Below are 12,789 nucleotides of genomic sequence, written 5' to 3'. Positions count from 1 at the left end.
ATGTTTTATTTATGGACCAGTTGGAGCTTTCCATTGGTTGTTTTCAGGATATAGTCTTTTCCTGTTTCTGTAGGAAAGGTTATTTCTTCTTTTTTATAATGGATGCGACAGGGCACTCCTGAACCGGAATGAACTACGACTTGAGTCAGGTTATTGTCATGCCAGTATATGTCGAGTGTGAAGTTTCCGCGGGCACGCACTCCGGTCAGGTGTCCTTCATGCCATACATCCGGCAGGGCAGGCAGCAGATGGATAAATCCGGCATGGCTTTGCAGGAGCATTTCCGTTACGCCGGCCGTACCTCCGAAGTTGCCGTCTATCTGGAAAGGAGGATGGCTGTCCCAAAGATTTTCATTTGTTCCGTTTTTCAGCAGATTGCCATAGAGCTTGTAAGCCCGGTTTCCGTCGTGTAGACGTGCCCATAAGTTCAGTTTCCACCCCATACTCCATCCGGTGGCTCCATCTCCCCGGTGTTCCAACACCACTCTGGCGGCTTGGGCTAATTCAGGAGTGGTTATGGGAGAAATGGTATGTCCCGGGTGTAACCCGAAAAGATGATTTACATGGCGGTGACTGTCTTGCGGGTCATCAATGTCTTTCGACCATTCCATCAGTTGGCCGTAACGGCCTGTCCGGTAAGGAGCCATGTGTCGAAGCACTTCTTCCCATTCCTTCCGCTCGTCCCCGTCTACATTAAGAACCTTGCTGGCTTCGATGGCATCCAGCAGTATTTCTCGGATGACTGCATGTGAGAAAGTGGCGCCTTCATCTATGGGACCGTGTTCCGGAGATGTGGAAGGAGCGGCGGTATAAGTTCCGTCCGGCTTGTGCCATAGATAATCCACAGCGAACCGGGCACTGCTTTTAATCAACTCATATCCTGTGTCTTTCAGAAAATCCAGATCGCGGGTATAGTCGTAGTAATTCCATATGTGAGTGGCAAGCCACGGACCTGCAACCGGACTGAAGTTCCAACTCATATCCTTGCTGCTTAACGGAGTGGTGAAGCCGAAGATGTTGGAAGATATCGAAGCAGTCCAACCCCGTGCTCCGAAGTAGGCTTGTGCGGTTTTTTCTCCGGGCTTCACCAATGTGCGGATGAAATCTATTAATGGAAGTTCACATTCCGGCAGGTTGGTGGGGCAAGCCGGCCAATAGTTCATCTGTACGTTGATGTTGTTATGGTAGTCCACCCGCCAGGGGCCGTCCACGTTATTGTGCCAAATGCCTTGAAGATTGGCTGGCAGGTTTCCGGGGCGTGAACTGGCTATCAGCAGATAACGTCCGAACTGATAATAAAGACTCTCCAGGCCATAGTCGGGAGCACCGGTACGGTAACGTGCCAGTCGTTGTGGGGTGGAAAGTCTGTCGGATTCTGTTTCCCAATTCGGATTGAGGCTGAGCGTAGAACGGTTAAACAGTGCGGCGTAGTCTTGGCAGTGTGTTTGCTTCAGTTCTTCAAACGGCAGTCTGGAAGCAGTTTCGATCCATTGTTTCGTACTTTCCGCAGGGTTTACTCCTACGTAGGTTTCCGGATTGGAAAAATCAGGGTTGAAATTCATTTTGTAATCCGTGTCGGCTGCTATGAGAAACATTACCTCATCGGCTTTTTCTACATGAATTCTTCCTTGTTTGTCCGTCCACGCTTTTCCTCCTTTGGGAAGGGCTTTTATCCTTACGGTGTAACGCATCCGGTTATTGTCCAGCTTCCCGTCGAAGCATACATCTTGTTTTTCCCGTTTGAATTTTCCGTGAGAGAACGGATTCGGGGTATAAGAGAGTAGCAGATTCTGACTTCCTTTCCGGTTGGCGGTGAAACGTGCCACCATCACCTGATGAGGATAAGAGATAAAATATTCACGGCGGTAGGCAGTGTCTTTGTTGCAGAAGCTTACAGTAGCCAGAGCCGAGTCTAAAGAAAGTGAGCGTACGTAATGCTGTATGTCGTTTTCCGGTATGCCGGTTGTTATGGTGAATTCTCCACATGAAGTATAACTGCCGAAGCGGAACGGTTTTCCTGGTTCCGGGTCGTATGGCACTTCACTGTTGAAGTTGTCTTGCGTCAGTTGGGCGGCCTTTTCGTTATTCCCTTGGCTGAAAGCCTGCCGGATATCTTTCAGCACACTGGCCGACGACTTGTTCACGTTCCAGTAATTGTCTGCTCCCGCCGAAGTGTTGGGGCCTCCTCTCCATAATGACTTTTCGTTGAATGTGAACCGTTCCGTGGCGATAGACCCTAGAATGTTTGCTCCGATGCTTCCGTTTCCTAGCGGTAGGGAAGTATGCTCCCATTCCCAGTCTTTGTTCTCAAACGTACAGCCTTCGTCGGGGGCAATCTCTCCCTCCCCCCAGACAGGAACAGAACGAGATATGTTGGGTTGGTCAAACCAAAGGGTATACAAGCTGTTTTGCGCTTCAATTGGAGTAAAGGCTTGCATACTTCCCAGCATGATGCTTAATAAAGAAATAGATACAGTTTTCATGTCAGTAAGATAAAGATTCTAAGTGTTAAAGCTTGATTTGATAAGTTTGCCCTGCTTTCAGTTGGAGGGATTTGCTTTTCTCCTGATAATATACCTGCAAGGTATCGTCTTTGCCGGCTTTCAGTTGTACTTCGGTTAGTTTTCCGTCTTTCCACTCCATACTCAGCTGATGCCCTCCGTATAGCCGGATTCCGATCAGTTTCCCGTCGGCATATTCTTTGGGCCAAGCGGGGAGGAGTTCTATTTTCCCCGGCTCTGTATATACCAGCATTTCCATGAACAACCGGGGGAGGCTTAATACTGCATCCAGATTATAGACCTGATGTTCGGGGTCATGAGAGGTAACCAGACTGTTGTACACATAGTGACGGCGGCAGAAACGGTTCAGGTTGGTTCGTACCTTATCCAGATCTCCAAGGCGGGCAGCCTGTAAGGCTACATGAATCAGTCCGTGTGCAGAGCTGGTGTCAAATTCAAAACGTTTGTCGAGAGCTTTCTTCGCAGCTTCTCTCAGTCGAGGTTCTCCCTTGTCCTTTCTCAGTTGTCCGCCCGGAAACACCGGATATAGATGTGACAGGTGCCGATGGTCATACACGTCCGGATAATGCGGGTCAACCCATTCGGCTAAAGCACCGTCCTTATTGATGCGATAGACGGGAAGGTGATTCAGGTAGTGCTGCCATTCTTTCCGCTCTTGTGCGGGAAGGTTGAATTTTTCTCCCAGTTCCAACAAGATACCGAACACGTCGTGAGCGATGGCTACATCCATGGTAGCGTCGCGGCTCAGCCAAGTGTCTGTTCCGTATGCGGCATTTTCAGGTGAGATACTTGGAATAAAGTGGTACAGGCTGTCTTTTTCCATCAACAGAAAGTCTTTGTAGAAGGCGGCCATTTCGCGGTAAAGAGGAAGTACTCGTTCTTTCAGCATGGCGTCATTTCCCGTCAGCATGGCATATTCATAGAACGGGCGGAGGTTCCATCCTGCTCCTCCGGCCCAGCACATCCACGGGAAAGAACGCCCGAAGTGTGTAAGGTATCCGTTTTCCGGATCGTTGTAATGAGCTACTAAAAAGCCGCGGCATCCCAGATAGTTCCGGGCGTTGAGGCGCCATCCGGGCAGCAAATGTTCTACATACGTGCAATAAGATTCTGCACATTCCGGAAGATTGCTCATTGCCGCAGCCGATATGGCGAGGTTTATATTGGAGTCCCATACGAATCCTCCAATCCAAGCCGGTTTCCATCCTCCTCCCCAAATTCCCTGCAAAGGAGGAGAGTATTTGCCGCAGGAAGAAATAAGCAGATAGCGTCCCATGGCGTGAATCTGTTCCATAAACAGAGGGGTCATCCCTTCCCGATGAATATCGGAAAGCATTTTTTCTACCGGGATCGTTTTCCATTTCTCCTCCTGTCCTAAATCCAGTTGCATACGACGGAACATTTCCCCATGTAATTTGGCATGAGGAGCAAGCAGTTGACAGTATGATGCGGGCAAGCCAGACAATTCTTTTTTGACTGTGGGTATTGTTGACTTTTTCCAATCTTCCAGCGGACTGATGCGTAGTAGAATCAATACTTCATCAGCTCCTTCGATTTCCAATCCTTCAGACAGCTGTCGCATAATTCCTCCCTTAGGAATGACTCTTGCCGTTCCTTCATAACCGCCGGGGTCTTGCCGGTAAGCAGCCTGGTAGGTCAGCCATCCGGGTTCTGCCTTTGCTTCGGCAAATAAGAAGGCACTGTCAAGATTATGTTCAAAGTGCATGCCTTTTCTGCCGGGAGTTTCTTCTAATGCCAGCAAGACATGTAATTTTTCCCCTTTCCCTGCTTTCAGGCGGATTACATTGAGGTTATGCTCTCTTGAAGAAAAAACGTCTTCGGTTCCTTGCCCTCCGTCACAGCCGAATACGGATGTGACTCCATTTTCCATATTCAGTTGCCGGCGATATGAATCTGCCTTTGAAACATTGTCTAGATGCCGGATGTGTAAATCGAATGCGGGATGAGGGATCAATGGCCACCGTTGTCGGGCACCCATGGCCTGCATTTGCTTTTCTGCTTCTGTCGTAATCAGGCTGTCGGCTTTGTCATTCGAGCCTTCGTTGACCAGCCGGCGTACTTCCGGAAGGAGAGGGGCTGTGAATGGAACGGTTTTCAGATGTCGGCTCCATCCTCGGATAAACAATTCTTCGTGAACACAGGTGATACGCTCGTCTTTCGGTCTTCCCCATACCATTGTTCCGTGCCGTCCGTTTCCGGTTACGAAGGCGTCTTCCCATCGGGAAGCGGGAGAGGCCGACCATATCGTCCATCTGCCAGAGCTTGCAGTTTCAGATGCCGGGGCGTAAGTTCCCCATGTTATGGCCAATAATAGTGCTGATATTCTTAAATCTATTTTCATCAGTTTACATTTGTGGAGTAATACAATAGGTATGTCCTTTCCGGGTATGGAAAGAGCAGATTCCTTGTTCGTATGAGGCGGTTATCTCTTTTTCATTCTCTGTTATCTTGATTCGTTTTCCTGCCCATGGATTCTGTAAGCGGCAGATGCCTCCATTCGTACTTTCCAGTTTCAGAGTCGTTACCGTTTTTCCATCGTAAGTGGCTGAAACCAGAAAGGCTCCTTTGGTGCGCAGACGTGTGAAAGAAGCAGGGGAAGCAGGCCAGCAGGGAAACAGATGCAGCACGCCCTCTACAGATTGCAGCATCATGGAGTTGATGGTATGACGGTAAAATTATCCGTTACTTGTGCGTTTGAAAGTTTGTGCTTCCGGCTTTCTGTTCCGACTATCCGGGTAGAGATGGCGCAGTTTATCCATCGCACATTTCCTTCCGATTTGGTACGGCGGGACACTTGCGTCACTTCCCCGCAAAAGTCCGCAGTCGTGGCATAGCAGGTATCTTCACATCCGGCATAGGTTGTGACCGTAACCGGTACGGGTTTTCCTGTTTTAGTAGAGAGTTCTGTTACCACGTAATTATCGTCCATAGTCATCCAAGTAACCATGTCTACTTGTTCGCGTGTACCGGTTTTCATCCGGAGTTCGGCTTCAAGCTGGCTCATTTCGTAGCCGAACCCTTCGGCGGGTTGTGAGTGTACGTTGATTTCCAGTCCTCCTACGGGCAAGGCAGCCGGTCCGTTTCCCGTCCAGTCTTCCCAGTTGTCGGTGATGAAATCTACTTTCCCTATCCGCAAGGTTTGTCCGTCAGAAGTTGTGTAAGTGATGATGCCTACATCTCCGTTTCCAAGAAACAGAGATGTAGGAGCGTGGCGGCTTTCTGTTTCTTCTTGGCTGAATGGTTGGTTCCATCGGGCGGTAAGTATCTGTTTTTTATCTTTGAAGTATCCGGCTTCTGTTTCTACGTTTTGCGTTGGCAGGCAAGATGGCATCAATGTAAAGGCAAGGCAGACCGGAGGAAGTAGCCTGCCTGCGCCTTTTAATAGATGTGGAAAGATGGGTATTTGCATGACCTGCATACTTTATCATTTGTTGTAAAAACGGAACCAGTTGAAGTCGGTCACACCGTCTACTCCTTCTTCTGTTTCGCTGTAGTTCAGCAAAGCAAAGCGGTTTGCCGTCCAGGGGTAGCCTAAATCCATGTGGAGCACTTCGCCTGCCGGAGAGAAATCTTTACCGTCTAAGCTGTAATACAGGCGGGCGGTGAAGTCCTTGTCGGTAATGCGGGCCCGGAACCATACTTTGTCTTGTTTCAAGTTCTCAATCACCGTAGTCTGTTTGCCTTTGTGGCATACGATGAGTTTGCGTATTCCGTTGTCTTGGCGTACAGCCACATAAGCGTACGGATCCTGGAACACACCGAAACCGGCCACATTGCCGTTTTTCAGTCCGGAAGCATCCATTTCTACTGTACCGGTGGACAACGGTCCTTGCACTCTTTGGGTAAGTGTGTTGCGGGCGGTAGTTAGTTCTTTGGCATAAGAAGCTTTCAGACGCATATAGCCTTTTCTTTCACTGAGCGACCAACGGTTGTTGTCCGGATTGTGGTTCCATTGCCATTGCAGGCCAAGTTTGGTTGAGTTGAACTCATCGGTAGTAGCCGGAGATTTGATTGGATAAGTCTTTCCCACGTTTGGCTTTTGATAAATCGATACATCATGTCCGTTGATACCCAGCACAGGCCATCCGTCTGACCATTTTACAGGCAGCAGATGAGGTACGCGTCCGATGGCACCCCGGTCTTGCATGATGATAAACCACCAGTCACCATTTTCGAGTTGTACCATTCCTCCCTGATGCAGACCATTGGTGGGATAAGAACTGTCGTCCTGGATGACTACCTTATGTTCGTAAGGGCCGTAAATATTCTTGGAGCGTAGGCAGACTTGCCATCCTTCTGTTCCTCCGGCGGGGCAGAGGATATAGTACATTCCATTGATTTTATATACATGGGAGCCTTCCATTCCGGCATTTTTCCCGGAATTGTGAGCATCGTCCACTCCCTTGTCCCATATTTTAACGGGTTTTCCCTTGACTGACCTTGCGTCGGCATTCAGTTCTGTAACGTAAAGGGTATGCTGTCCATGTACTACATAAACTTTTCCGTCTTCATCGAAAAACAGTCCCGGATCGTACAAGTATTCTGGGAAGATTGTGCGCTTCCATGGGCCTTCCGGCTTTTCTGCTTCACAGACTGAAAAATGCCCCTTTTCTGTACCCCATCCATAAGGAGTGCAGAAAGCTACATAGAATTTTCCGTTGTGGTAACGGATAGAATTGGCCCACGAACCATTCAGGTAAAGAGTTTTTCCGTCCTTCATGTCATATCCCGGATCTTCATCGTAACGGTCTACGGCATATCCTGCCATTTCCCAGTTTACAAGGTCTTTGGATTTGACGATGGGAGAACCCGGTACGTAATGCATACTGGTAGAAACCATGTAGAATTCGTCACCTACCCGGATAATGTCGGGATCGGGCCAGTCTCCCCACATTAACGGGTTGGTAAATGTTCCATCTCCGTTGTCGGGAGTCCATACTTGTTGTGCTTCTGCCAGGAATAACGGACAGGCAAAAAACAAGCCTGCCAGATAATGTTTTATGTGCATAAGAATTGTGTTTAAAAGTAAAAACGGGTATAGGACTTGTCGTTTAAGCACTATACCCGTTCTGTTTAAGAGCTAATTTTATGGGTATTAATACCCTTCATTCTGATCTAGATTCGGATTGGTATCTCTGTACTTCTGCGGAATCGGCAGGTAGCGGAAATGAGGTTTGAATACACGGTCTTCAACCTTTTCTCTTCCAGATACAGTAGCACGCATTTCCGGGTCGGCTTCATTATTGTTCACCGTACCGGTGATACGTTCCAGCGGACCGTTCATGACGGTTTCGGCAAGCATCTTGCCGTTGGCATCTTTCCAGCGCAGAATATCGGCACGGCGGAATCCTTCTCCGGCCAGCTCTACGGTACGCTCGCGGCGAATCAGTTCACGCAAACTTTCTTTGGTGGAATATTTGCCTCTATCTACCTCCGGCATTCCGGCACGGGTGCGAATCTTGTTAAGCGCTGCGTACACACTGTCTTGAGGAGTTTCCTCCAGTTCATTTTTGGCTTCAGCAAAGCTTAACAATACTTCGGCATAGCGGAAGATGATAGTGTTGGCGTTGGCATTCCACATATCGGCATAGTAGGTCGGTCCATCGCCCAAATACTTAGCCCAAGTCAGTCCGGTTTTAGACGCATTGTCAGGTCCGCTAGGGTCATTGGGGTTGGCGCTGCCATCGATAGTCTTGTCCAGCGTATTGATAATGACTGGTTCTCCTTCCAGATTGCTCCAATTTTGACCGGGGTAAAGGATAGTGGCAGTCATGCGGGGGTCACGGTTGGCAAACGGATGCGTTGGGTCATAATCGCTTCCTGCTTCTTCTTTTGTCAATCCGTTATCCATTTCATACATATCTACCAGATTTTGGGTCGGTACCATAGATGACCATCCTCCATCTGCATTGTTGTACATTGTTGCAATATATCCATTTGAAAGCTGCACTTGGTCATGGGCAATGGACAGAATGATTTCGTTGGAACTTTGTCCCTCAATTAAGAAAAGCTTCTGATAGCCTGATGCTGTATTAGGTTCAGACGGTTCCAAGTCATAGAGATCCATATTCATAATATCTACGGCTGCTTGCTTGGCACGTGCGTAATCTTCGTAATACAAGGCTGCGCGCATTTTGATGGCCAGTGCAACGGCGCGGTTGATAGTACCGGTTTCTATTTTGAAGTCTTTCTTCAGCATAGGAATGGCTTCATCCAGTTCCTTGAATATGAAATTCTTGACTTCTTCTTCTGAGTTACGGGGCACCTGTGCCTCGGCAGCTGTTTCATAAGAATCGATGATGGGAACTCCTCCGTAATACCATGCTTTCTCAAAATATTGCCATGCCCGCATAGTCTTCACCTGACCTATCATGTCGTTCTTGTCGTCTTCGTTGCTAAAAGGAACTTGTTCTATATGAGTCAGAAAATCGTTGCAGTTCCGGATGGTATTGAAATTATAAAAATCACTGATGTCATCGTTTCCGGCTGACAAAGTGCCATTGCCTATAAATTTCCATCCATCCCAAGCAAAATTGTTGTAGCCGATGTCCGAACCGCAGTCGGCATATAACGCAGTTCCGTCACTCATCCAGCCGCTATAACAGCCAATTAAAAATTTTTCCGCGTCAGCTTCTGTTTTCCATGTAGTTTCCGGAGATAAGGCATCGTAAGGTACGGTACTCAGGAAATCATCACATGAAACGTTTAATAAGGAAATAGCAGCAACAGTACTGATAAATATATGTTTTTTCATAACTATTTCTTGTTTTAAAGTTTATAAAGTTAGAATGTAAGACTGACACCGAATGAATGCGTGCGGAGTAAAGGATAAGAATATCCGCCTCTATCCGTACTTTCCGGATCTACATTCACCAACATGTTGTCAATAGTGAACACGTTTTCTGCAGAGTAGTACATGCGCAAGTTCTCCACATGCAAGGCTTTCAGCCATTTCTTGGGGAAAGTGTAACCGAACTGGAGATTTTTCAGACGCAGGTAGTTGGCATTCTGAATCCAGAAGCTGGACAAGTTGTTCCAAGCGCGGCTGGGAGAATCTGTACCATAGTCTATACGCGGCATCTTGGCATCTTTGTTTTCGGGTGTCCAGGCATCCAGCCAAACAGAAGCGGGATGTTGAACATCTCCTGTAAAGTCGCCCACAGCGTTGTTGTCCAGCATTCGGCTGACTCCGGCAGCTCCTGTAAACATCAGTGACAAGTCAAAACCTTTGTAGCCTGCATTCAGGTTTAATCCAAAAGTCCATGAAGGGTCGCTAGAGCCTAACACTACACGGTCGGCTTCTGTCATCTTGCCGTCACCATTGGTATCAGCGTAAATCAAATCTCCTCCTTTGAATGTTCCGCTGAACGGATATCCGTCTTGTCCGGCATATTTATCCATCCAGGCTTGTGCCTCTTCATCGGAGTTGAAGAATCCTACGGCCTTGTAAGCGTAGTAAGAATTCAGGCGTTCTCCTACTTGGCGACGTTTGTATTCATCGTTCGGATCAACCATTGCGCTTACGCCTCCTAAATCCAACAGTTCATTCTTATTGTAGGCAAAGTTTCCGGTAGCGCCGAAGCTCCAGTCGCCCCACTGGTTATGGTAGCTTAAAGTGACTTCCACTCCCCGGTTCACCATTTCTCCTATATTATCCTTATAGGCTGACAATCCGAATTCTTGGGGAACGGGTACGTCCATGATGATATCGGTCGTTTTCCGGTCGTAGTAATCTACCGAAAGGTCTACGTGGCTAAACAGCGAAGCATCCACACCGATGCCCCATGTACGGGCTTTTTCCCAACTGATGGAGGCCAGTTTGTAGCTTTCCTGCCAGTAGCCGGTATTCAATACATCACCGATAATGTATTTTCCGTCCAGTTTGTAAGTGTTTAGCCAAGGATAGTAATCGCTTAATGCACTTTGATTACCCAGCAATCCCCATGAACCACGGATTTTCAGGTTATTCAGCCAGTCGCGGGTACCTTCCATAAACTCTTCTTCGCTCAGTCGCCAAGCGGCAGAGAAAGAAGGGAAGTATCCCCAGCGATTACCGTCGGCAAAGCGGGAAGAAGCATCTGCGCGGATATTTGCTTCGAAGAGGTATTTGCCGGCATAGTCATAATTGATACGTCCGAACCAAGAAATCATTGCCAGTTCGCGGGTATATCCATTGGCTTGCTGAGTAGCGGCATTGCCTGCGTTCATATCGGTTAGATCATTGTTCGGGAAGTTTTTCCGGATGCTTTGGTTTTCGGAATAGTTGTATTTTTCCAAGTGATATCCTGCCATTCCTTTTACTCCGTGTGCGCCAAACTGCTTGTCATAGTTCAGCAGGGCATCGAATGTGATGCGGTCCCATAAATAGAAACGTTCGTCCAGCTGATTGGGGCTATGCGTTTTATTGGGGTTATACTGAATCTGTTTGCGGAACTCTTTGTAATGTTGTTGGTCGTTTACATACGAACCGGTTACAGTAGCTTTCAGTCCGTCTATGATTTGGTAGTCCAAGGATAATGACCCCGTGAAGTTTTGGTTCATGCGGTCTACAGTTTGGTCAGCATCCAGCCACGCCAGTGGATTTCCGTCAGAAACCGTACCATACGTACCATCGTCGTACCGTCCTACAATCCACGGTGCCATTTGGTTGGCTAATTTAAGAATTTGGTAAGAGCCGCCTCCTACATAGCTGTTGGTCGGGTCTGAGTAGTCATTGTCGATGTAAGCCAGGTTTAGGCGTGCACTCAATTTTGAAGTCAGTTTGACATCCAGGTTTGTACGTCCGCTGAACTGTCTTCTCATAGCATTAGGCAGGATACCCGACTGGTGCAGGTAACTTACTGATCCCATGTATTTAACATCCTCCGTACCTCCGCTTACACTAACATTATGTGAGTGCTGCACGCCGGTCTGGAATACTTCATCATACCAGTCGGTATTAGGATAATTGTGGTCAGTGCCGTCCTTGAATTTCTGGAGTTCATCAGAGTCGAAACGAGGGGTCAGTCCTTCTTCTTCCATCGCTTTGTTGTATAAGCGGGCATAGTCGTACGAACTCAGACGGTCTACTAGTTTGGATGCGTTCTGAATGCCTACATAGCCGTTATATGAAATCTTGGGCTTGCCTGTTTTGCCTCGTTTTGTAGTAATCAAGATGACACCGTTCGATGCCTTTGAACCGTAAATAGCGGCAGAGGCTGCGTCTTTCAATACAGAAATGCTTTCTACATCATTCGGGTCGATTTCATTCATGGTGCTGGTTTCAATACCGTCCACTAAAATGTAGGGATCGGCAGAATTCAATGTGCCAACACCGCGCACACGGATCGTACCATTGTCCATACCCGGCGCACCTCCTCCGGCGGTAATCGTTACGCCCGGCATTAATCCCTGGATACCGGTCGAAAGGTTCTGAATCGGACGACTTTCCAAAGCCTTGCTGTCAACCTGGGCTACGGAACCGGTCAGGTTGGCTTTTTTCTGTATGCCGTAACCTACCACTACCACATCTTCCAGCACATTCGTGTCTTCAGTCAGCAGGATGCTGAACTCGCGTTGGTTCTTCACCTCAATTTCTTGGGTCTTGTAGCCGATGTAGGAAATTTGCAGAATGTCTCCGGGGTGTACTTCCAGCGTGAAGTCACCATCCATTCCGGTAATGATTCCGTTGGTAGTACCTTTCACTATCACATTGGCACCGACAATCGGACCGGTGGCATCGTTCACTACTCCTTTGATGCGGACGGTCTGCTGTGTGGCACGGGTAGAAGATACTTTCTTCAGGGCAATCTGGCGGTCATTGATTTCATAAACCACATCTTGGCCTTCCAATGCTTCGTCCAGTACGTCCTGGATGGGTCTTCCTTTTACATCTATGCTGACCTGCTTGTTCAGGTTGATGGCATTCTTGTCGTATAGGAAGACAAACTCGCTGTTTGATTCAATGTAGTCGAATACTCCTTTGACGGTGGTATTGGACATCTCGATGGTGAAACTTTGGCTTTGAGCATACAGCATATTTGTGTGCGCAAATGCGGACAAATTGAATGAGCAAAAGCCAATTAATAATAAAGATTTAAAACTTGCTTTTTTCTTGTTAATGTGAATTCCTGTATTTTTCATACATTTGTATAACATTAAGTTCAACAATTCTGTTAGGATGAAACTTAATTGCGCCAGAGGATATGCCCCCCATATCGTCTGGCTTTTTTTAAGGTTTACGTAGTATTTGTTTGCATATTGACAT

7 protein-coding genes are annotated in these 12,789 nt (G+C 47.7%); all 7 read right to left on the bottom strand.

The genetic code is table 11. The features are described from left to right. Positions 1-5: 5 nt before the first annotated feature. Complete coding sequence (locus NW212_RS01720; protein ID WP_258336929.1) at positions 6-2,483, bottom strand: glycoside hydrolase N-terminal domain-containing protein; 2,478 nt, start codon at positions 2,481-2,483, stop codon at positions 6-8. Between the two features lie 25 nt (positions 2,484-2,508). Then, positions 2,509-4,884 carry a glycoside hydrolase family 95 protein gene (locus tag NW212_RS01715; protein ID WP_258336928.1) on the bottom strand — a complete coding sequence of 792 codons (2,376 nt, stop codon included), beginning with the start codon at positions 4,882-4,884 and terminating at the stop codon, positions 2,509-2,511. Between the two features lie 4 nt (positions 4,885-4,888). Beyond that, on the bottom strand, positions 4,889-5,194 hold the full coding sequence (locus NW212_RS01710) for a glycoside hydrolase family 95-like protein (protein ID WP_258336927.1): 306 nt from the start codon (positions 5,192-5,194) through the stop codon (positions 4,889-4,891). Then, positions 5,191-5,874: a hypothetical protein gene (locus NW212_RS01705; RefSeq protein WP_258336926.1), complete on the bottom strand. Its 684-nt coding sequence runs from the start codon at positions 5,872-5,874 to the stop codon at positions 5,191-5,193. The genes NW212_RS01710 and NW212_RS01705 overlap by 4 nt, the downstream gene beginning before the upstream one ends. Positions 5,875-5,967: 93 nt before the next feature. Then, positions 5,968-7,551: a glycoside hydrolase 43 family protein gene (locus NW212_RS01700; RefSeq protein ID WP_258336925.1), complete on the bottom strand. Its 1,584-nt coding sequence runs from the start codon at positions 7,549-7,551 to the stop codon at positions 5,968-5,970. A gap of 87 nt (positions 7,552-7,638) precedes the next feature. Then, complete coding sequence (locus NW212_RS01695) at positions 7,639-9,297, bottom strand: RagB/SusD family nutrient uptake outer membrane protein (protein ID WP_258336924.1); 1,659 nt, start codon at positions 9,295-9,297, stop codon at positions 7,639-7,641. A gap of 29 nt (positions 9,298-9,326) precedes the next feature. Continuing rightward, positions 9,327-12,560: a TonB-dependent receptor gene (locus NW212_RS01690; RefSeq protein ID WP_258336923.1), complete on the bottom strand. Its 3,234-nt coding sequence runs from the start codon at positions 12,558-12,560 to the stop codon at positions 9,327-9,329. Between the last annotated feature and the right edge of the window lie 229 nt (positions 12,561-12,789).

Origin of the sequence: Bacteroides sp. ET225 (genome assembly GCF_024733745.1) — a bacterium.
Classification (GTDB): domain Bacteria; phylum Bacteroidota; class Bacteroidia; order Bacteroidales; family Bacteroidaceae; genus Phocaeicola; species Phocaeicola excrementipullorum.
This window is presented reverse-complemented; position numbering and strand designations above follow the sequence as displayed.